Here is a 21,528-nt window from a genome sequence, read left to right as displayed (position 1 = left end):
GGTGCGGCAGCGGGCAGAACGCAAAAGGCATCCCGGAGAAACCCGACGCATGGATTCGTCAGCCAACTCTTTGATCAACCCCGACGCCCGCATGGGCCTCGCCGGCGCGCAGCCAGGCGTCGGTGCGGCCGGTGCCGGCCAGGCCGGTGGAGCAGCAGACCTCGGCGGCCTGGGGAGCAACCTCGGCGGCAACTTCGGTCAGCGCCTGTCCGGTCTCGCGCAAATGCGCGGCAACCCGCGCGCTCCGCTGATTTTCGCGGTGGCGCTGCTGGTCGCCGTGGTGGCGGGGCTGTTCCTGTGGTCGCGGGCGCCGGACTACAAGGTGCTCTACAGCAACCTGTCGGACCGCGACGGCGGCGCCATCATCACCGCGCTCCAGGCAGCCAACATTCCCTATAAATTCTCCGACGCCGGCGGCGCGATCCTCGTGCCGGCCGAACAGGTGCACGAAATGCGTCTGCGCCTCGCGTCGCAGGGCTTGCCCAAGAGCGGCTCGGTCGGCTTCGAGCTGATGGACAACCAGAAGTTCGGCATCAGCCAGTTCGCCGAACAGATCAACTATCAGCGTGCACTGGAAGGCGAACTGGAGCGCACGGTCGAGTCGATTTCGTCGGTGAAGTCGGCGCGCGTGCATCTGGCGATTCCGAAGCCGTCCGTATTCGTGCGCGACAAGGAAGCGCCGTCCGCCTCCGTGCTGGTCAACCTCTACCCGGGCCGCGCGCTCGACGAAGGCCAGGTGCTGGCGATCACCCATATGGTGTCGTCGGCGGTGCCGGATATGCCGGTGAAGGGCGTGACCATCCTCGACCAGGACGGCAATCTGCTGACGCAGCCGTCCACCGGCAGCGGACTCGACGCCTCGCAACTGAAGTACCGCCAGCAGATCGAGCGCAGCACCCAGCAGCGCATCGACGCGATCCTCGCGCCGCTGTTCGGCTCGGGCAACGCGCACTCGCAGGTCAGCGCCGATATCGACTTCTCGCATAGCGAGCAGACGTCGGAAAACTACGGCCCGAACGGCACCCCGCAACAGGCGGCGATCCGCAGCCAGCAATCGAGCAGTGCCACCGAAATGTCGCAAGGCGGCGCCTCGGGCGTGCCGGGCGCGCTGTCGAACCAGCCGCCGCAACCGGCTTCGGCGCCGATCAATGCACCGAATGGCGCGAGCGGCGTGACGACCACGCCGGTCAGCGACCGCAAGGACTCGACCACCAACTACGAACTCGACAAGACGGTGCGCCATCTCGAACAGCCGATGGGCGGCATCAAGCGCCTGTCGGTGGCGGTGGTGGTGAACTACCTGCGCGTGGTCGACGGCAAGGGTCACGCCACGATGCAGCCGGTCACCGCCGACAAGCTCGCGCAGGTCAACCAGCTGGTGAAGGACGCGATGGGCTTCGACCAGGCGCGCGGCGACTCGGTCAACGTGGTCAACAGCCCGTTCACCACCGAAGTCGATCCGAACGCCGACCTGCCGTGGTGGCGCACGCCGGACATGATCGCGCTCGCCAAGCAGATCGCTACTTACCTCGGCATCGGCGCGGTCGCCCTGTTCCTCTACTTCGTGATGGTGAAGCCGGCGCTGCGCCGCGCTTTCCCGCCGCCGGAGTCGGCCGCCGCCGCGGCGCTGCCCTCGCCGGACGAGCCGATCCTGCTGGACGGCATTCCCGCCGCCGAGCGCGCGGGCGCGAACACGGTCGCCGAACTGGAAACCGACAGCGAACTGCTCGCCCTCGAAAGCTCCAAGCACAAATACGAACGGAACCTGGAATTCGCGCGCAACATCGCGCGCCAGGATCCGAAGATCGTTGCAACCGTCGTGAAAAATTGGGTGTCCGATGAGCGCTGAAGGCGTAATGAAGAGCGCGCTCCTGCTGATGTCGATCGGCGAGGAAGAAGCCGCGCAGGTGTTCAAGTTCCTCGGGCCGCGCGAAGTCCAGAAGATCGGCGTCGCGATGGCCGCACTGAAGAGCGTGACCCGCGAGCAGGTCGACGAAGTCCTGCAGGAGTTCGTGCGTGAGGCCGAGCAGCACACCGGCATGTCGCTGGATTCGAACGAATACATCCGTTCCGTGCTGACCAAGGCGCTCGGCGACGACAAGGCCGGCGCGATCATCGACCGGATTCTGCAGGGCAGCGATACGAGCGGTATCGAAGGCCTGAAGTGGATGGATTCCGCAGCGGTCGCCGAACTCATCAAGAACGAGCATCCGCAGATCATCGCGACCATCCTCGTTCACCTGGACCGCGATCAGGCGTCGGAAATCGTCGCCTGCTTCACGGAACGGCTGCGCAACGACGTGCTGCTGCGCATCGCGACGCTCGACGGCATCCAGCCGGCCGCGCTGCGCGAACTCGACGACGTGCTGACAGGCCTCCTGTCCGGCAGCGACAACCTCAAGCGCAGCCCGATGGGCGGCATCCGCACGGCGGCCGAAATTCTCAACTTCATGTCGAGCAATCATGAAGAAGGCGTCATCGAGAATGTTCGCCAATACGATGCGGAACTTGCGCAGAAGATCATTGATCAGATGTTTGTGTTCGAGAACCTGCTCGATCTGGAAGACCGCGCGATCCAGCTGTTGCTGAAGGAAGTCGAGTCCGAGGCGTTGATCATCTCGCTGAAGGGCGCGCCGCCCGCGCTGCGCCAGAAGTTCCTGTCGAACATGTCGCAGCGTGCCGCCGAACTGCTCGCCGAAGACCTCGACGCGCGCGGTCCGGTGCGCGTCTCCGAAGTCGAGACGCAGCAGCGCCGCATCCTGCAGATCGTGCGCAACCTGGCCGAAGGCGGCCAGATCGTTCTAGGCGGCAAGGCCGAAGATGCATATGTCTGATCAGAACTCCGCGGCGAAGGAAAGCCTCTCGGCCTACCAGCGCTGGGAGATGGCCTCGTTCGATCCGGTGCCCCCGGCACCGCCCGAACCCGAAGTCGACGACGGCGCTTTCGAAGCCGAACTCGAACGTCTGCGCGACGCCGCTCATGCACAGGGCATCGCGTCCGGCCACGTGGCCGGCCAGGCGCTCGGTTATCAAGCCGGTTACGACCAAGGCCATGCGCAGGGTTTCGAGCAAGGCCAGAGCGAAGCGCGCGAAGAAGCCGCGCGGCTCGCCGCGCTGGCCGAAACCTTCAAGGCCGCGCTCGACGGCGCGCAAGGCGCGATCTCCGAGACGCTCGTCGCACTCGCGCTCGACATCGCGCAGCAGGTGGTGCGCCAGCACGTGCAGCATGACCCGACCGCGCTGATCGCCGCCGCGCGCGAGGTGCTGGCCGCCGAGCCCACGCTGGTCGGCGCGCCGGCGCTGATCGTGAGCCCCGCCGATCTGCCGGTCGTCGAAGCCTATCTGATGGAAGAATTGCAAACGCGCGGCTGGACCGTGCGCACCGATCCGGCGGTGGAACGCGGCGGCTGCCGCGCGCAAGCCGGCACCGGCGAAGTGGACGCCGGCATCGACACGCGCTGGGAGCGTGTGGCTGCCGCACTCGGCAAGGTGAGCACATGGTGAAGCCGACACTCGAAGAGATCCGCGCCAGCGACCTGACGCCGCTCGAACGCGAACTGGCGCTGGCGTCGTTCGGCGCCGAGGCGCTCGCGGAAGTACCGGCTGCGGTGACACCCGCCGCGGCCGCGGTCGCGGCGATCGAAGCTGCCTTGCGCGATCCGGCGCATGCCCATCCGGCGACGGGCGCCGCCGCGAGCCGCGTTGCCGCGCCTGCGAACTCCGCTTCCGCCGCTGTTGCCCACGCCCCGTACGATCCCGCGCTCGACAGCAATCCGCACATGCAAGCCTGGCGCGGCCGCCTCGACGCACTGCGCGCGCGCAACGCAATCGCCAAGCCGATGCGCGCCTGCGGACGCCTCACACGCGCCGCTGGTCTCGTGCTCGAAGCCGTGGGCCTGCGCCTCTCCGTAGGCGCCGAAGTGATGATCGAACTGCCGCAAGGCAGTTCGCTGCCGATGGCCGAAGCCGAAGTGGTCGGCTTCTCCGGCGACAAACTGTTTCTGATGCCGACCACTGAAGTGATCGGCCTCCTGCCCGGCGCACGCGTCTTCCCGCTCGAAAGTGCGCCGATCGCCGACCCGATGGCGGGCGCGAAGCGTCTGCCGGTCGGCTGGGAATTGCTTGGCCGCGTGCTGGACGCCTCCGGCCGTCCGCTCGACGGACTCGGTCCGCTCGGCGCGCATGCCGACGCCCCGCTGTCCTCGCCGGTCATCAATCCGCTGAACCGCGAGCCGATCCACAAGGTGCTCGACGTCGGCGTGCGCGCGATCAACGCGCTCTTGACCGTCGGCCGTGGCCAGCGCATGGGATTGTTCGCCGGTTCGGGCGTCGGTAAATCGGTGCTGCTCGGTACGATGGCGCGCTACACCAGCGCCGAAGTGATCGTGATCGGCCTGATCGGCGAGCGCGGCCGCGAAGTGAAGGAATTCATCGAGCAGATTCTCGGCGAGGAAGGATTGGCGCGCTCAGTGGTGATCGCCGCGCCGGCCGACGTTTCGCCGCTTCTGCGTATGCAGGCCGCATCGTATTCGACGTCGCTCGCTGAGTATTTCCGCGACCAGGGCAAGCACGTGCTGCTGCTGATGGACTCGCTGACCCGTTACGCGATGGCCCAGCGCGAGATCGCGCTGGCCGTGGGCGAGCCGCCCGCCACCAAGGGCTATCCGCCTTCGGTGTTCGCCAAGCTGCCGGCGCTCGTCGAGCGGACCGGCAACGGCCCGGCGGGCGGCGGCTCGATCACCGCGTTCTACACGGTGCTGACCGAGGGCGACGACCAGCAGGATCCGATCGCCGACTCGGCGCGGGCGATTCTGGACGGCCACATCGTGCTGTCGCGCTCGCTGGCTGAAGCCGGCCACTATCCCGCGATCGACATCGAAGCGTCGATTAGCCGGGCAATGACCGCGCTGATCGACGATAACCATCTGGACAAGACGCGTATGTTCAAGCAGATGCTGTCGCGCTATCAGCGCAACCGCGATCTGATCAACGTCGGCGCGTATTCGAGCGGGCGCGACGCGCTGCTCGACCGCGCGATTGCGCTGTATCCGCGGATGGAAGCATTTTTGCAGCAAGGTTTTCGCGAGTGCGCGAACTTTGAACCGAGTCTCGAGATGCTGGACGCGCTGTTTGCCCAAGGAGGCTGACGATGGCGAAACACTTTCCGATCAAGACCCTCATCGGCCTCGCCCAGGACGATGTGGACGCCGCCGCGCAACGTCTGGGCCGCGCGCAGCGCGAGCGCAACGACGTGCAGTCGCAGCTCGACGCCCTCGTGCAGTACCGCGACGAATACCACGCACGCTTCACCGCGACGGCCCAGACGGGCATGCCCGCAGGGAACATGCGCAATTTCCAGGCATTCATCGACACGCTCGACTCCGCCATTGAACAGCAGCGCAACCTGCTGGTGACGGCCAACGCGCGCGTCGAGGCAGCCAAGCCCGATTGGCAGCGTCAGAAGCAGAAGCTCGGTTCGTACGAAGTGCTGCAGGCGCGCGGCGAGGCAGCCGAAGCCAAGACCACGGCGCGGCGCGATCAGCGCGACGCCGACGAACACGCCGCCCGGATTCTGAGGATGCGCGCAGAAGGCGCATGACGCGCATGAGCGCCACCTCGATTGACTGAACACCGTTTGACCGATTGACAGGATTCCCTATGTCGCTTCTTTCACAGATCGGCTCGCTGCTCGGCTCCGCCAGCAGCACGTCAACCAGCGCGGCCATCGCCGCTGCGGCGAACGCAAAACCGTTCTCGCAAACCCTGCAGCAGAGCATCGACCAGCAGAACAGCGCGGCTGCGCTGAGCGCGAGCCAGCAGCAGGCTGCGGCTGCGGCCGCGGCGTCGTCAGGATCGTCGCCGTCTTCGTCGAGCGTGCACGACGCGCCGCCGCCGGCCGATCCCGCACCGAAAAGCGCCGACGACGCGAGCAACAGCAAGGACACCAGCAAGCCGACGAGCTCGGCTTCGTCCACGGCTTCGTCGGGCGATACGCAACAGGCTTCGACCGACAAGACGAACGCCACGCCGGCGAAAACCGGCAACACGGCGAACCAGACCGACGCGGGCACCGCGGCGGCAGCCGCTGCCGCTCAGGCCCAGGCACAAGCTCAGGCCGACGCGAACAGCGCCAATACGCCGACAACCGCCGACCCCGCAGCAGCTTTGACCGATGCCCCGACCGCGCTGCCCGGCACGGCCACGGACGCTACGACCGGCCGCACGCCGGGCAAGAAATCCACCGCCACCGATCCGAAGTCATTGCAAGACGCGCTGCAAGCGGCGTTGGCTGCATTGGCGAACGGCCAGGGCATTCCCGCGCAAGCGCTGGCGAGCGGCGCAGCCGCGAGCGCCGCGACCTCGGCAAACGGCCTGGCTGGTACGAACACTGGGCCGAATGGCGCTGCGGACGGCAAGAGCCTGGCGGCTGGCCTGTTTGGCGACGGCAAGGGATCGACCGTATCGAAAGCCGCGATGACGACGGCGGCGACGACCGTGGCCGACCCATCGGCAGCCGTAAAAGCGGCGGCTGACGCAATGACGGCGACGGCAGCCGGAGGCACGCAAGCCGACGATCTTGCCTCCTTCAAGAGCGCGACGGATGCAGCGACAGCGGCGCTAGCCGCTTCGCAAGCCGCGGCGAGCGCAGCGAGCACGACGGCAGCCGGCCAGACCACTGGCAACGCCGGCGCGGCGGAAGCGGCGAACGCGCTGTCACCGCAGGTCGGCACGACCGACTGGGAAGACGCGTTGAGCCAGAAGGTGGTGTTCCTGTCGAACGCACATTCGCAGAGCGCCGAGCTCACCTTGAACCCGAAGGATCTGGGGCCGCTACAGGTTGTCTTGCAGGTTGCCGATAACCATGCACATGCGTTGTTCGTGTCGCAGCACCAGTCCGTGCGCGAAGCCGTCGAAGCAGCGCTGCCGAAGCTGCGCGAGGCGATGGAATCCAACGGCATCGGCTTGGGAAGCGCAAGCGTCAGCGACGGCTTTGCGCGCCAGAGCGGCCAACAGCAAAGCGCCGACTCCGGCCGTTCCGGCGGCCGCTCGAGCGGGAGCGGATCGTTTGGCGGCAATAGCGGCACGGACGCGATCGACACGGCGGTCAACGTACCCGTGCGCCGCACGGCAGGCCTGGTCGACACATTCGCTTGAGGTTGATGCCTTGAGCGCCGGCATTCGCCGTGCGCCAAAGCATTTGCCGAACATTGATTTTGCAGACAGTTGATCAGCGGCGCCCACCAAAGGGCGCCGATTTGCGTCGGGTGGTTAAGTGAAGTACCGCCACGGCGCGCGCAGCGTCGCCGGAAGAATGAGCGCCTTGTCACTCACGCGGAATGCGCGAGAACACTGATTCCAGATGGACCACTACTGCGACTGCGCGAGGGGCCCGCTTATGAGCTGGCGGTGTGAAGCGGCTTTCTTTGCCTACTTTCTTTGCCGCGGCAAAGAAAGTAGGTGCCGCCCCGCACAGGGGCAACGCCAATAGACCACAGCGAGCTCAAGGAAAGGCCAACACCCCACAGCGGACCAAAAGAAAAGCCCAACAAAAAAGCAAAAACCAGAGATAACCCTCAATCCCCCTTCTTTTCGACCCATCGCGCCGCAGGCAAATCAACAACAATCACCATCACCAGCACTAAAGGCAAGCAAAGCAAACCTCATGGCAACCACAACCGCACCCCAGCAAGCCGCGCCCGCCTCTCCGGGCCCGATGAAGCGCATCATCCTGATCGTCCTCATAGCGATCATTGCCGCGGGCGCAGCCGGCGCAGGCGTGTGGTTCTTCATGTCGAAGCGCGCCCCCGCCGCCGCATCGGCTGAAACCGCCAGCGCGCCAGCGCCACTCGCCGCTCCGCTGTTCTTCCCGCTCGAATCGATGACCGTGAATCTGCAATCAGACGACGGCCAGCAGCATTTCCTGCGCATCGGCCTGACACTAAAACTCACCGACGCCAAGACCCAGCAAGAGCTGACCGACCACATGCCCGAAGTGCGCAGCCACATCCTGCTCGCACTCTCGAACAAGCACCCTGACGAACTCGCGCCGCTCGAAGGCAAGCGCGCGCTCGCCACGGAACTGCGCACGCTGATCGAGCAGCCGACCGACAAGGGCGCCGCGCCGATCCATGTCCAGGACGTGCTGTTCACCGAATTCGTCGTGCAGTGACGCCGGTCGTGACGTTAATCAGCGCTGCCATCATCAACCGCCACGGGACGCACGAGGAATAAGGAATGGGCCACGAAGAGTTCATGTCCCAGGAGGAGGTCGATGCCCTCCTCAAGGGCGTAACCGGTGAAACCGACTCGGAAGCCGAGCAAAGCGACCGTGCGGGCGTACGGCCTTACAACATCGCGACGCAGGAACGCATCGTCCGCGGCCGGATGCCCGGCCTCGAAATCATCAACGACCGGTTTGCGCGCCTGTTGCGCGTCGGCATTTTCAACTTCATGCGGCGCTCAGCGGAAATCTCCGTCGGTCCGGTGAAGGTGCAGAAGTACAGCGAATTCACCCGCAACCTGCCGATCCCGACCAACCTGAACCTGGTCCACGTGAAGCCGCTGCGCGGCACGTCGCTGTTCGTGTTCGATCCGAACCTGGTGTTCTTCGTGGTCGACAACCTGTTCGGCGGCGACGGGCGTTTCCACACCCGCGTCGAAGGCCGCGATTTCACGCAGACCGAGCAGCGCATCATCAACAAGTTGCTGAACCTGGTGTTCGACAACTACACGGCGTCGTGGAAGAGCGTGCGTCCGCTGCAGTTCGAATACGTGCGCTCGGAAATGCACACGCAATTCGCCAACGTGGCGACGCCGAACGAAATCGTCATCGTCACGCAGTTCTCGATCGAGTTCGGCACGACCGGCGGCACGCTGCACATCTGCATGCCGTACTCGATGATCGAACCGATCCGCGACATCCTCTCGTCGCCGATCCAGGGCGAGGCGCTCGAAGTCGACCGCCGCTGGGTCCGCGTGCTGTCGCAGCAGGTGCAGGCAGCGGAAGTGGAACTGACCGCCGACCTGGCTCAGGTGCCGGTCACGTTCGAACAGATCCTGAACATGCGCAAGGGCGATGTTTTGCCGATCAACATCCCCGAACACATCACGGCGAAAGTCGATGGCGTGCCGGTGATGGAATGCGGCTACGGAATTTTCAATGGTCAGTATGCGTTGCGGGTCCAGAAGATGATCAGCGCAGCCGAAACGATGAAGGAAGGTGGATATGAGTGACCTGAACGCAAAAACTGAGGCCGAACTGGCCGCTGGCGAGCCGCAATTTGCCGCCGACGCAGCCGCTGCCGAAGACGACGCGGCCATGGCGGACTGGGCCAGCGCGCTGGCCGAGCAGAACGACAATACGGAAGTCAGCGCAACGACGGCGGGCGTGTTCCAGCCGCTGTCGAAAGTCGAGCCGACCTCGACGCGCAACGACATCGACATGATCCTGGACATTCCTGTTCAGATGACCGTCGAGCTCGGCCGCACCAAGATCGCGATCCGCAATCTGCTGCAACTCGCGCAGGGTTCGGTGGTGGAACTGGACGGCATGGCCGGCGAACCGATGGACGTGCTGGTCAACGGCTGTCTGATCGCGCAGGGCGAAGTGGTGGTGGTGAACGACAAGTTCGGGATCCGTCTGACCGACATCATCACGCCGTCCGAACGTATCCGGAAATTGAATCGATGAAACGCGTTGCCGGTCGCGCCGTGTTGCGCACTGTTCTGAATCGCGCTGCACAGGCTGCGAACGTCGTGGCGGCGCTATGCGCCTCGGCGTCGATCTTCGCGCTGCTCGCACCGTCGGCCGCTCATGCGGCGGACATGAACGCGGTCAACAACGCCGCGAAAATCGCCTCGGGCGTCGGCGCGGGCACGGCTGTTCCGGCGCTCGGCGTCGGCGCGGTATTGCAAACCATCGTCGGCCTGCTGGTCGTGATCGGTCTGGTGTTCGGTTGCGCATGGCTCGCTCGCCGCTTCGGCTTGCAGCCGGCAAACCGCGGCGGTCTCGTGAAGACGGTCGGCGGCGCCTCGCTCGGCGGCAAGGAACGGGTCGCGGTGGTCGAGATCGGCGATACGTGGCTCGTGCTCGGCACGGCGCCCGGCAATGTCCGTCTGCTTCACACGATGCCGGCCGGTTCGGCCGCCATCGATCCGCTCGGCGCCACGCAGCCCGGCCCGGCAAGCACGCGGGCGACGGGCACGGCACTCCCAGGCACCTTCGGCCAACGCTTTCGCGACGCTTTGAAAGGCGAAGTGGGCAAACGTTTCAACGGGCAAGGCGGCGGGGTTCGGTAATGCAGTTCAGTCTTCCTTCGGCGCGTCACGCGCAATCCGCTCGCATGTCCAGCACCTCCTCGAAAGTGATTTCAGCCGTGCGCCGCGTTGCACCTGTCGCCTTGCCGGCGCTGATGCTCGTGCTGCCGACAGTGTCGTTCGCGCAAACCGCCGGCTTGCCGGCCTTCAACACGAGCCCCGGCCCGAACGGCGGCACGACCTACTCGCTGAGCGTGCAGACGATGCTGCTGCTCACGATGCTGTCGTTCCTGCCGGCGATGGTGCTGATGATGACTAGCTTCACGCGCATCATCATCGTGCTCTCGCTGCTGCGCCAGGCGCTCGGCACGACCACGACGCCGCCTAACCAGGTGCTCGTCGGACTCGCGCTGTTCCTCACGTTGTTCGTCATGTCGCCGGTGCTCGACAAGGCCTACACTGATGGCTACAAGCCGTTCTCCGACGGCACGATTCCGATGGAGACCGCGGTGAACCGCGGCCTCGCCCCGTTCAAGACGTTCATGCTGCGCCAGACCCGCGAAAGCGATCTCGCGTTGTTCGCCCGCATCTCGCACGCCGCGCCGATGCAAGGTCCGGAAGACGTGCCGCTGTCGCTGCTGGTGCCCTCGTTCGTGACGAGCGAACTAAAAACCGGCTTCCAGATCGGCTTCACGATTTTCATCCCGTTCCTCATCATCGACATGGTGGTGGCGAGCGTGCTGATGTCGATGGGTATGATGATGGTGTCACCCGCGACCATTTCGCTGCCGTTCAAGCTGATGCTGTTCGTGCTGGTCGATGGCTGGCAATTGCTGCTCGGCTCGCTTGCACAGAGCTTCGTTTAACCGCGCTTTTTAACCGCGCCCGCGCCCTTCACGCTTCCGGTCCCATCGCCATGAATCAAGAATCCGTCATGACGCTCGCGCACCAGGCCATGTATGTCGGCCTGCTGCTCGCCGCGCCGCTGCTGCTGGTCGCGCTGGTGGTCGGTCTGGTGGTGAGCCTGTTCCAGGCCGCCACGCAGATCAACGAAAGCACGCTGTCGTTCATCCCGAAACTGCTCGCGATCGCCGTCACGATGGTGGTCGCCGGCCCGTGGATGCTCACGACCATGCTCGACTATCTGCGCCAGACGCTCACCAACATTCCGACGCTCGTCAACTGAGCGCGGCGCCGGCTCTCACCTTCCCTTCCGACCCGCGATGTTCTCCGTCACCTACGCGCAACTGAACGCCTGGCTCACCGCGTTCCTGTGGCCGTTCGTACGCATCCTCGCGCTGGTCGCCACCGCGCCGGTGCTCGGCAACCGCTCGCTGCCAATCCGCGTGAAGATCGGCCTCGCGGCGTTCGTCACGATCATCGTCGCGCCCACGCTCGGCGCGCTGCCGAAAGTCACGGTGTTTTCCGCCGAAGGCGTGTGGATCATCGTCAACCAGTTCCTGATCGGCATCGCGCTCGGCATGACCATGCAGATCGTGTTTCAGGCGATCAGCGCGGCGGGCGATTTCGTCGGTCTCGGCATGGGGCTCGGCTTCGCGACTTTCTTTGACTCGCAGGCAGCCAGTTCGAGCCAGGTGCTGTCGAGCTACATGAACACGATCGCCATGCTGGTGTTTCTGGTGATCGACGGCCATTTGCAGATGATCAGCGCGCTGCTCGCCACGTTTCAGTCGGTGCCGGTGTCGGCGAATATTCTCGGCGCGCCCGGCTGGCGCACGCTGGCGAACTTCGGCAGCACGGTGTTTTCGGCGGGCCTGCTGTTGTCGCTGCCGGTGGTCGCCGCGCTTCTTATCACCAATCTCTCGCTCGGCATACTGAACCGCGCCGCGCCGCAAATCGGCGTGTTCCAGATCGGCTTTCCACTGACCATGCTGATCGGCATGCTGCTGCTGCAGTTGATGACCCCGAACATGATTCCGTTCTTCATACGGCTCTTCGACGTCGGGCTCGATCAGATGGGGCGCGTGGCGGCGGGGTTTAGGTAGCACGCTTCGCTCGCCGCGCAGTGCAATGAAAAAAAAGAAGGGCGGAGCCGTTCACACCGGCTTCCGCCCTTCCCCGTTTCAGACTGCTCGTGCTATCAGTTCAAGTACTGGAACAGCGAGATATTCTGAATCTTCGCGAACGCCTGCTGCGCAGCTTGCAGTGCGGCCTGCGTCATCGTGTACTTGCCGATCGTCTTGACCATGTCGGTCTGCGTCAGATCCGCGAGATTGCTCGACGTCTGCAGCGTGTTGGTCTGCGTGACCGTCTGCAATGCCTGCACTTCCTGCTCACGGCCACCCACTGCCGCTTGCGCCGTCACGACGTTGTTCATCGTGTTCTCGAGCTGGGTCATGCTGGTGGTCAACGCGCTCTGGAAGCTGGCCGTCGAAGCGCCGCCCGACACCGGCGTTTGCAACGTGGTGATCAACTGGCTCAGATTGGCGAACACGTCCATGCTGCCTTGCGTGGCCGGCGTCACCGTGAAGCTGTCGCCCGCGTTCGGCGCGCCGGTGATCGACACCGACTGGCCGCCGACCGTGATCGCCGAACCGGCCGTGAACGCTTGCGGCGCGCTCGTGGTCACGGCGCCGGTCGCCGGATCGGTCTGGCTCACGGTATAGGTGGTCGCCGACGAGAAGTCGATCGAATACTTGTCCGCGTTGGTCGGATCGGTCGGGTTGTTCAGGCTCACCGTACTGATCACGCCCGTGCCGGTGTTGCCGGTTTTCGCGGCCGGCACGGAACTGGTGCCGATCGGCGCAACGCTGCCGAAGATCGCAATGCCGTTGTCGCCGGTCTGCACCACGTGCGAATCGGTGATCTGCACTCCGGGCGTGCCGGTGTCGCCGGAATAGGTCACGACGCCGGCCGAATTCGTGGTGTACGGCTGCGCGCTGCTTTGATAACCGGCGAACAGGTAGTTGCCTTGCGGGTCGGTCGAATTGGCGAGCGTCATCAACTGGCTGCGCAAGCTTTGCAGTTGCGTCGCGATCGAACCCCGGTCGCCATCGTTCAGCGAACCGTCGCCGGCACGCAGCACCAGCGTATGGATGGTTTGCAGCACCGTGTTGACGCTGCCGAGCGTGGTGTCTTCCTGCTGCAGCGAAGCCAGCGCGGTGCCCTGATTGGTCGTGTATTGCGACAGGGTCGTCGCCGTCGAGCTCAACTGCACGGCCTGCGCCGCGCCGAGCGGATTGTCCGATGGCGTGGAGAGGCTCACGCCGCTCGAAATCTCGGCATACAACTGCGACAACTGAGCTTGCTGATCGCTCATCGTCGCGACGTTCATGTTGAAGTACTGCGTGCTGGAGATGCGCATTGTCAACGCCTCACTGGAAGATGCCGAGTATCGTCTGGAACAGGGTCTGCGCGGTCTGGATGACCTTGCTGTTTGCCTGATACAGCTGCTGATACTGAAGCAGGTTGGCTGCTTCTTCGTTGATGTTCACGCCGGAAACCGACTGCTGCGCGGTGGTGATCTGCGTCACCAGCGAGCTTTGCGCGGTGCTCGACGTCTGAATCTGGTTGGTCTGGTTGCCGATATTGTTGACGTAGTTCGCATACGCGCCCGTCAGCGTGACCGTGCCGCCCGACAGCGATTTCGCGGTGGACAGATTCGACAGCGCCAGTGCGTTGCGGCCGTCGTTGTTCGCGCCGGTGTTCGGGCCGATGGTGAACTTGTCGCCGGCCGCCGGTGCGCCGCTGATCGTCACCGAGACGTTGTTCATCTGGCCGGCGGTCGTGTTATTGATCGTCAGCGAGGCGCCGGTGGCCGACGAATACGGCACCACGGTCGTCGCGCTGGTGATCGAATACGTGGTAGCGGGGGAACCGGCCACCGTCACCGTCGAACCGACCGGGAAACCGGACAGGCCCGTGCCGTCGTACGACAGCGTGGTGGTCGAGTTTGGCATCGTGTAGCCGGCCGTGACGGTGCCCTGCGTGATCGTGCCGGTGCCGGTGTTGCTCGAGGCGGCCGCGCCCAGAACTGGCGCGGCGGCGGCGATCGCCGATGCGTCGGTGGTGGCGGTCGCGAAGCTGTTCAGCGCGCCACGGGTCGGCTCGACCGTGAACGAGTCGCCAGGATTCATCGTCCCGGTGGTCGAGAAATTCAGGCCGTTGATCGGCTGGCTCAGGTTGGTCGCCGAACCCACCACGCTGCCCGTCGAATTGTCGGTCAACGTGTAGGTGGTGCCGTTGTAGGCGAGCGTGTAGTCACCGGTGGTCGGTTGCGTGGGATTCGCGAACGACACGTTCAGCGACGCATTGCCGGTGTTCTGCGTATTCGCATAGACCGTCGGGCCGCCCACTGAGAACAGCGCGCCACCCTTGGCGCCGGCGAGCGTAATGCCCAGCCCGTTTTGCGCGTTGACCTGCGCGGAGAAGCTCACGGCGATCGCGCCGAGTTGCGCCTCGCCCGGATCGAGCGTCTGGCTGCGGAACGCGAGCAGGCCGCCGAGCGTGCCGCCGTCGATCTTGCTGTCGGGCAGGTTCTGCGGCGCGGCTGCCGGGTTCGCACCCGCCTGGCCGAGATACTGGACGGACAACTCGCTGGTGTCGCCGGTCGAAGGCGCCGTACCCAGGTTGAAGCTGTTGTTGGAGGACACCAGCGGCTGGCCGTTGCTCATGAAGACGCTGTAGCTGCCGTTGCTGTTCACGACGTTCACGCCGATCAGTTGCGACAGGTTGGACACGGCGAGATCGCGCTGATCCATCAACTGGTTCGGCGGCTGGCCTTGCGTGCTGGCCTGGGCGATCTGACCGTTCAACTGCGCGATCTGCTGCGTGAAGCTGTTGATCTGCGAAACGGTGTTGGTGAGCTGCGTGTTGACGCTCTGGCGCAGCGCGTCGTATTGCTGACCCGCGGCGTTGATCTGGTTCACCAGCGTCTGCGCGCCGCTCATCGCGGTCTGGCGTGTAGCCAGGCTCGACGCGTTGTTCGAGACGTTCTGCAAGCCGGTGAAGTAGCCGGTGATCGCGCTCGCAATCCCGGCGGTCGGGCTGCCGATCAGATTGTTCAGTTGCGAGATCAGCGTGTTGTACGTCGACAGCGCGCTGCCCGAGCTCTGCGCATTGTTCAGCTCAGTGGTCAGATACTGGCTGTACTGGCGCGTCACGGTCGTGGTCGAGACGCCTTGCGGCAGATAGCCCGAGCCCGTGTACTGGCCGCCGCTTTCCGCATACACCGGCGTTTCGATGGTGTAGCCGGGCGTCGACGCGTTGCTGATGTTCTGGCCGGTCGTCGTGAGTCCCCACTGGGCTGCGTTCAGTCCACTGAGGCCGATATTGATGAGATTGGACATGCGTCATCCTGAAGGGCGACACCGTACACATGCCGCCGCGTTACTTGAACATCTTGTTTAACGGCCTCAACAAGGAAAAATTGAGGTCATTCCGATGCGTGTTCGACGTTTGTTTCAACGTTTGCGAGGCTTGCCTGCCGGGCTTGTCACCCATCGCGCAGAGACGCGCGCCGGTACGGAAAATAGGTGACAAGGAAGTGACGATGAACCGGCAAGCGAACACGGTGCGCAAGCAACCCCTCTCACGCACCGCGGATCCAACATTTCAATCAGCGCACTAGCGAACGGCGCTTCATCTCGAGCTGCGTGATCAGACGTTGCAGCGTGTTTTCCGCGCTGCCCGGCAGCGTCAGAAAGCGGAAGCCGAGTTGGAACCGCTGCGTGCCGTTCGGCAACGCGGTGGAGCGATGCGACACGAGTTGCAGATCGAGCGAGAGCCGGCCGAGCGCGCCGAGCGACAGCTCGCAATCGAGCAGGCGCGTGCCCATCGGCAATTCGGCCACGCGTTCGTCCGTGGTGCGCATGCCGACGCCGCCGAGCGACAGGTCGTGCACTTCAAAGCGGAACGAATCGCCTTCGGGCAAACGGCCGGAGCATACGTACGGATCGAGAATCGGCGCATCGACGCGGAAGTACTCGCGGCGCTGCACGTAAAACAGCACCTCGGGGAAATCGGCTTCGAATGCGGGCAGTCCTTCGAAACGGGTCTCGCGCGGCGTGCCGGTGGCGAATTCGACACGCACGCCGTCCGGCTGCGCGTGGAACTGGCAGCGCGGCGCGCTCAGCAAGCCTTTGTTCTGATCGGACAACGCGCCCCAATCGAACGTGAAGCTGCGGCCGCGCACGTCGACGTCGAGTAGACGCGTGACGAGCTGTCCGCCTGCGTATTGAACGGTGAGGAAATCGCCGCGATTGACGAGATTGCGTAACTGGACGCCGATCTCCAGCGGATTGCGACGGCCGAAATCGTTGCCGCCTTCGTCGGTCGGAGCGTGCAGCTGGCCGTGTGTGTCGGTCTGGCCGTTCGACTGGGTAGTATCCATGGGCTTGCCGGTATGCATGTTCTTGCGGGCGCGTGCCAGGGCTCCTGCCGGGGCTTTCGCGCGGTCTTCATCGAAGCCGCAGCACGCGCATCCCAACCGGACATTACAACGCTTTCCGGTATTGGGTCTAACTGATTAGCGGCAGCATCCGGCCAAAATTTAGGGGCCTGTAATGAATTATTTGCCGCAAACGTTAAAACGCGCCATGCCTCTCGCGGGTGGGCCGGCCGCCCGTGGGCGGCCGGCCTCGTCCGTCTTGCCATGCACCTGGCCCCGTCGCGTGCATGGTTTTGATTCGGTTAAGTGATCGGTTGATTCGAACTGCGGTCACTGCGGATCAGCCCATCTTCTGCATGATGGACATCAGTTTTTTTGCGTAGTGCGGATCAGTCGCGTAACCGGCGCGCTGCATGCCATTCGCGAAGCCGTTCACGTCATGCGCCGAATTGATCACCTGCGCGTAACGCGGATTGCCCTTGAGCAGGCTCGCGTAATCGGTCATGGCTTCCTGATACGAGTCGTACGCGCGGAATTTTTCGACAACGCGCTGCGGCTTGCCGTTCACATATTCGGTCGTGACCGTCGACACGGTCTTGCCGGTCCAGTCCTTGCTCGCCTTGATGCCGAACACGTTGTGGCTGGTCGAGCCGTCCGCCTTCTTGATCTCGCTCTTGCCCCAGCCCGATTCGAGCGCGGCCTGGCCGATGATGAAGCGCGCCGGAATGCCGGTCGCAGCGCTGGCGGCTTGCGCAGGTTGGGCGAGCTTGTCGACGAAAGCGTCGACCTTCGGCGAGCTGCCGTCGCCTTTCAGCGGCGGAGTGAGCGCGCTGTTGGCCGAGTAGCCCTTGCCCATCGCCAGTTGGCCGTTGGCCTGCGCATTGCCGTACGCCTTGGCGAGCGCGTTCAGCGCCGCGGTCTGGCCTTCGTCGCCGCCGCCGCTGCCGCCGCCCAATGAGTTAACCATGCCCGTCAAACCACCCGCACCGCCGCCCACCTGCATGCCTTGATTGCGCATCAGTTGCTTGAGCATTGCGTCAGCCACGCCAATGCCCTTTTGCGACATCTGTTGCGACAACTGCTGATCCATCATCGACGTGAAGGTGGCGCTGTCGTGCGAATCGAACGGACCGTCTTGCGGGGTCGCGTCGCGCATGCTCTTCAACATCATCTGCGTGAACACCGCGTCGAACTGCTGCGCGGCCATCTTCATGCCGGCTTGCGGCGATGCCTTGGCTTGCGCGCTCAGCTTCGCGAAACCCTGCACGTCGAGCGCGAAGCGCTGGGTCAGGTCGTTCGCCGAAGCGGCGGAATTGGTCGTATCCGAATTCATCCTGTGTCTTCCTTAGATGATTTCCAGGTCGGCGCGCAGAGCGCCCGCCGCTTTCATCGCCTGCAGGATCGACATCAGATCCGCGGGCGTCGCACCCAATGCGTTGAGCGCCTTCACCACTTCGGCGAGATTGGCGCCGGCGGTCACCAGCTTCAGTGCGCCGTTGTCCTGCTTCATCTGAATCTGCGACTGCTTGGCCACCACCGTCTGGCCGTTCGAGAACGCGCCCGGTTGGCTCACCACGGGCTGCGTATTGATCACGACCGAGAGGTTGCCGTGCGCCACCGCACAGTTCTGCAGTGTGACCATCTGATTCATCACGATCGAGCCGGTGCGCGCGTTCAGGATTACCTTCGCGGCCGCTTGCGCCGGCTTGACGTCGAGGTTCTGCAACTGCGCCATGAAGGCGACCTGCTGCTCCGGATCGCTCGGCGCACGCAGTTGAATCGTGCGGCCGTCGAGCGCGGTTGCCGTGCCGCCGCCGAACGCGTTGTTCACCGCGGCCACCACGCGCTGCGTGGTGTCGTAGTCCATTTCGTTCAGGTCGAGCTGCATCGTGCCCGCTTGCGACACCGAAGTCGGCACCGCGCGTTCGACAATCGCGCCGCCGGCGATGCGGCCCGCGGCCAGCGTGTTCACCTGCACCTTGCTGCCGTTGGCGCTCGCGCCGGCACCGCCGACCGCGAGATTGCCCTGGCCGAGCGCATACACCTGGCCGTCGGCGCCCTTCAGCGGCGTGAGCAGCAGCGTGCCGCCGCGCAGGCTCTTCGCATTGCCGAGCGACGACACGGTCACGTCGATCGCTTCGCCGGGACGCGCGAACGGCGGCAGCACCGCCGTCACCATCACCGCGGCGACGTTCTTCAGCTGGATGTTCGACAGCGACGACTGCGAGTTGCTCGAACCCGCCGCCTGGTTGTTGATCGAGATGCCGAGGTTCGCCAGCATGTTGGCGAGCGTCTGCGTGGTGAACGGCGTTTGCGTGGTCTGGTCGCCCGTACCGTCGAGGCCGACGACGAGGCCATAGCCGATCAACGGATTGTCGCGCACGCCCTGGATCTGCACGAGGTCCTTCAGCCGTTCGGCATGAGCAGGCGTGGCGGCCGGCAGCGCCGCGCAGGCGAGCGCGACGAAGGCCAAGGCACGGCCGAAACCGGCGAATCGCGCGAGGCGGGTGCGGATGCGCATACGGAAGAGGACGGTACGCATGATCACCACGGCGACACGTTGAGGAAGAAGCGCTGCAGGAAGCCCATGTTCTCGGATTCGTCGATATAGCCCTTCGCGGAATATTCGATCTTCGCGTCGGCCACCTGGGTCGAGTACACGGCGTTCAGGTTGGAGATCGTGTTGGGATTCACCACGCCCGAAAAGCGCACGAATTCATTGCCCTGGTTGATCAGCATCTGCTTTTCGCCGCTGACCATCAGGTTGCCGTTCGGCAGCACGCCGGTCACCGTGACGGTGATCACGCCGCTGAACGTGTTCGACGCATTCGCGCCGCCCGTCGCGGCGAACTTGTTGGCGCCGTTCGCACTCAGGTTGACCTTGCCGAACAGGCCGCTGAGAAAGCCGGAGGTCGGCACGTCGAAGTTGGTGTTGCCGCTGCGGTTGACGCCCGCGCCCGAGGACTTGGTCGCGTTGACGTTTTCCTGGATCACGATCGTCAGGATGTCGCCGACATTGCGCGGTCGCTGGTCTTCGAACAGCGGACGGCCCGCGTAACCCGGGTTGTAGATCGAGCCCGGCGACTGCGCCGACGGCGGCATCGGTGGCAGCGCAGTCATCGGTTGCTGCGTGATCGGCTGCTTCGGCACGAGGCCGCAGCCACCCAGGGCCGCGAGCAGCGTGAGCTGCACGAGCGCCTGAGCGGTGCGCGAATGAACCGGATTGCGAGTGAAGTGCGACATCATCATTACCGCCTGTTAATTCCCAGTCCCTCGAGCCTTAAACCTGCATCTGGCTCAGGGTCTGCAGCATCTGGTCGGAGGTCGTCACGGCCTTGCTGTTGATTTCGTAAGCGCGTTGCGTCTGGATCATGTTCACCAGTTCCTGCACCACGTTCACGTTCGATGCTTCCACATACCCCTGATTCAGCGTGCCGGCGCCGTTCAGGCCCGGCTGCGCGACGTTCGGCGCGCCCGACGAAGCAGTTTCCGCAAACAGGTTTTCACCCTTCGCATCCAGACCGGCCGGGTTGATGAAAGTCGCGATCTGCATCGAGCCGAGCTGCTGGCTGTTGGTCGAGCCGGCCACGGTGATCGACACCACACCGTCGCTGCCGATGGTGAGCGAGGTCGCGTTGTTCGGGATCGTGATCGCCGGGATCACCTGGTAGCCGCTCGAGGTCACGAGCTGGCCTTGCGCGTTGGTCTGGAACGAACCGTCGCGGGTATAGGCGGTCGTGCCGTCGGGCATCTGCACCTGGAAAAAGCCCTGACCGTTGATGGCGACGTCTTTCGAGTTGCCGGTCTGCTGCAGGTTGCCCTGCGTGTACAGACGTTCGGTAGCAACTTGCTGCACGCCCGTGCCGAGCTGGATGCCGGACGGCAGTTCGGTGTTCTGCGTCGAGTTCGCGCCCGGCTGGCGGACGGTCTGATACAGCAGATCCTCGAACACCGCGCGCGAGCCCTTGAAGCCGTTGGTGCTGACGTTCGCGAGGTTGTTCGAGATCACGTCCATCTGCGCCTGTTGCGCATTCATGCCGGTCGCGGCGATGTAGAGTGAGCGATTCATGGTTCTTCTCCGGTGTCGATCGGTGTTGGCGCTTTAGCGCCTGCTCCGATCTCATGCAACTTGTTTGCTGCGCCTACGCGCCTGTTAGCTAAAGCTGAGCAGCTGGTTGGCGGACTGGTCGTTCTTGTCGGCGCTTTCCAGCAGCTTCGTCTGCATCTGGAACTGGCGCGCGTTGGTGATCATCGAGACCATCGCGCTGACCGGATTCACGTTGCTGCCTTCGAGCGAGGCCGGCGCGAGCGTGACAGTCGGATCGGCGTCGGCGGCATTGCCGTCGGCGGTGCGAAAGAGGCCGTCGTCGCCGCGCGTCATGGTTTGCGGATCCGGATTCACCAGCTTCAACTGATCGACCGTCACCACCGCCGTCGGCGGATCGCCCGGCGTCAGCGCGGACACCGTGCCGTCCTTGCCGATGGTGATTTCCGCGCCCGGCGGCACCGACACCGGGCCGCCGTTGCCGAGCACCACCTGATTGGTGGCGTTCACAATTTGGCCGTTTTCGTCGACATGCAGATTGCCGGCGCGCGTGTAGGCCTCGCCGCCGTCGGCGGTTTGCACCGCCAGCCAGCCCGGCCCCTGAATCGCCACGTCGAGCGGGTTGCCCGTCTGCTGGATCGGCCCGGGCGTGTAGTCCGCACCCGGCGTCGACGACAGCACGAAGGTGCGCGTGGTGTTGTCGTTGATCGAACTGCCGTCGCCGAACGACATCGGCACGGCGCGGAAAGTCGCCAGTTGCGCGCGAAAACCGGTGGTCGATGCGTTGGCCAGGTTGTTCGCGACGATTGCCTGCTGTTCGAGCGCCTGCGTACTGCCCGACATCGCGGTGTAGATCAGCCGATCCATGATGGGTTAG

General features: G+C 64.5%; 21 protein-coding genes. 13 read left to right on the top strand and 8 right to left on the bottom strand.

The window, feature by feature from the left end; genetic code table 11:
• Positions 1-49: 49 nt before the first annotated feature.
• The 13 genes from fliF (at position 50) to fliR (ending at position 12,263) form a co-directional block, all read left to right on the top strand.
• Positions 50-1,849 carry a flagellar basal-body MS-ring/collar protein FliF gene (fliF, locus tag P0D73_RS12805; RefSeq protein WP_132376618.1) on the top strand — a complete coding sequence of 600 codons (1,800 nt, stop codon included), beginning with the start codon at positions 50-52 and terminating at the stop codon, positions 1,847-1,849.
• Positions 1,839-2,834, top strand: coding sequence for a flagellar motor switch protein FliG (gene fliG, locus P0D73_RS12800; protein ID WP_007179928.1), 996 nt, complete (start codon positions 1,839-1,841; stop codon positions 2,832-2,834). Before fliF ends, fliG begins: the two co-directional genes overlap by 11 nt.
• Positions 2,821-3,504: a flagellar assembly protein FliH gene (gene fliH, locus P0D73_RS12795; RefSeq protein WP_207915670.1), complete on the top strand. Its 684-nt coding sequence runs from the start codon at positions 2,821-2,823 to the stop codon at positions 3,502-3,504. The genes fliG and fliH overlap by 14 nt, the downstream gene beginning before the upstream one ends.
• A complete protein-coding gene (gene fliI / locus P0D73_RS12790; protein ID WP_408431553.1) occupies positions 3,498-5,147 on the top strand; it encodes a flagellar protein export ATPase FliI in 1,650 nt (549 codons plus the stop codon). The genes fliH and fliI overlap by 7 nt, the downstream gene beginning before the upstream one ends.
• 2 nt (positions 5,148-5,149) lie before the next feature.
• Entirely contained in the window at positions 5,150-5,599 is a 450-nt protein-coding gene (fliJ, locus tag P0D73_RS12785) for a flagellar export protein FliJ (protein WP_132376615.1), read from the top strand.
• Between the two features lie 59 nt (positions 5,600-5,658).
• Positions 5,659-7,155 (top strand): flagellar hook-length control protein FliK, encoded by a 1,497-nt coding sequence (locus P0D73_RS12780; protein ID WP_408431551.1) that lies wholly within the window; start codon positions 5,659-5,661, stop codon positions 7,153-7,155.
• Positions 7,156-7,663: 508 nt separating this feature from the next.
• The gene (gene fliL / locus P0D73_RS12775) at positions 7,664-8,170 is read left to right on the top strand and encodes a flagellar basal body-associated protein FliL (protein WP_132376613.1); all 507 of its coding nucleotides are present in this window, start codon (positions 7,664-7,666) and stop codon (positions 8,168-8,170) included.
• 65 nt (positions 8,171-8,235) lie between these two features.
• Entirely contained in the window at positions 8,236-9,234 is a 999-nt protein-coding gene (gene fliM, locus P0D73_RS12770; protein WP_132376612.1) for a flagellar motor switch protein FliM, read from the top strand.
• Complete coding sequence (fliN, locus tag P0D73_RS12765; protein WP_132376611.1) at positions 9,227-9,691, top strand: flagellar motor switch protein FliN; 465 nt, start codon at positions 9,227-9,229, stop codon at positions 9,689-9,691. Before fliM ends, fliN begins: the two co-directional genes overlap by 8 nt.
• Positions 9,688-10,299: a flagellar biosynthetic protein FliO gene (gene fliO, locus P0D73_RS12760; protein WP_408285615.1), complete on the top strand. Its 612-nt coding sequence runs from the start codon at positions 9,688-9,690 to the stop codon at positions 10,297-10,299. Before fliN ends, fliO begins: the two co-directional genes overlap by 4 nt.
• The gene (gene fliP / locus P0D73_RS12755) at positions 10,299-11,123 is read left to right on the top strand and encodes a flagellar type III secretion system pore protein FliP (RefSeq protein ID WP_408431548.1); all 825 of its coding nucleotides are present in this window, start codon (positions 10,299-10,301) and stop codon (positions 11,121-11,123) included. The genes fliO and fliP overlap by 1 nt, the downstream gene beginning before the upstream one ends.
• Positions 11,124-11,173: 50 nt before the next feature.
• Entirely contained in the window at positions 11,174-11,443 is a 270-nt protein-coding gene (gene fliQ / locus P0D73_RS12750) for a flagellar biosynthesis protein FliQ (protein ID WP_106284814.1), read from the top strand.
• Positions 11,444-11,480: 37 nt separating this feature from the next.
• Complete coding sequence (fliR, locus tag P0D73_RS12745; RefSeq protein WP_408431546.1) at positions 11,481-12,263, top strand: flagellar biosynthetic protein FliR; 783 nt, start codon at positions 11,481-11,483, stop codon at positions 12,261-12,263.
• A gap of 95 nt (positions 12,264-12,358) precedes the next feature.
• On the opposite strand, the gene flgL is transcribed toward fliR, so the two are convergent.
• The 8 genes from flgL to flgF all read right to left on the bottom strand — a co-directional run bounded on the left by flgL (position 12,359) and on the right by flgF (position 21,518).
• Positions 12,359-13,582 (bottom strand): flagellar hook-associated protein FlgL, encoded by a 1,224-nt coding sequence (flgL, locus tag P0D73_RS12740; RefSeq protein ID WP_408176432.1) that lies wholly within the window; start codon positions 13,580-13,582, stop codon positions 12,359-12,361.
• Positions 13,583-13,592: 10 nt separating this feature from the next.
• Entirely contained in the window at positions 13,593-15,566 is a 1,974-nt protein-coding gene (flgK, locus tag P0D73_RS12735) for a flagellar hook-associated protein FlgK (protein ID WP_408431543.1), read from the bottom strand.
• 269 nt (positions 15,567-15,835) lie between these two features.
• Positions 15,836-16,609 carry a flagellar brake protein gene (locus P0D73_RS12730; protein ID WP_408431541.1) on the bottom strand — a complete coding sequence of 258 codons (774 nt, stop codon included), beginning with the start codon at positions 16,607-16,609 and terminating at the stop codon, positions 15,836-15,838.
• Between the two features lie 337 nt (positions 16,610-16,946).
• Positions 16,947-17,939 carry a flagellar assembly peptidoglycan hydrolase FlgJ gene (gene flgJ, locus P0D73_RS12725; protein WP_408431539.1) on the bottom strand — a complete coding sequence of 331 codons (993 nt, stop codon included), beginning with the start codon at positions 17,937-17,939 and terminating at the stop codon, positions 16,947-16,949.
• Between the two features lie 12 nt (positions 17,940-17,951).
• Positions 17,952-19,148, bottom strand: a complete 1,197-nt coding sequence (locus P0D73_RS12720) for a flagellar basal body P-ring protein FlgI (protein ID WP_408431537.1) — start codon at positions 19,146-19,148, stop codon at positions 17,952-17,954.
• Positions 19,149-19,150: 2 nt separating this feature from the next.
• Positions 19,151-19,849 (bottom strand): flagellar basal body L-ring protein FlgH, encoded by a 699-nt coding sequence (gene flgH, locus P0D73_RS12715; RefSeq protein ID WP_132376603.1) that lies wholly within the window; start codon positions 19,847-19,849, stop codon positions 19,151-19,153.
• Between the two features lie 37 nt (positions 19,850-19,886).
• Positions 19,887-20,675 carry a flagellar basal-body rod protein FlgG gene (gene flgG / locus P0D73_RS12710; protein WP_012434703.1) on the bottom strand — a complete coding sequence of 263 codons (789 nt, stop codon included), beginning with the start codon at positions 20,673-20,675 and terminating at the stop codon, positions 19,887-19,889.
• A gap of 84 nt (positions 20,676-20,759) precedes the next feature.
• Positions 20,760-21,518, bottom strand: a complete 759-nt coding sequence (flgF, locus tag P0D73_RS12705; RefSeq protein WP_408252571.1) for a flagellar basal-body rod protein FlgF — start codon at positions 21,516-21,518, stop codon at positions 20,760-20,762.
• Between the last annotated feature and the right edge of the window lie 10 nt (positions 21,519-21,528).

Origin of the sequence: Paraburkholderia sp. RL18-101-BIB-B (assembly GCF_046026985.1) — a bacterium.
Classification (GTDB): domain Bacteria; phylum Pseudomonadota; class Gammaproteobacteria; order Burkholderiales; family Burkholderiaceae; genus Paraburkholderia.
Note: the sequence above shows the minus strand (reverse complement) of the source record. Positions and strands in the feature narration are given on the sequence as shown.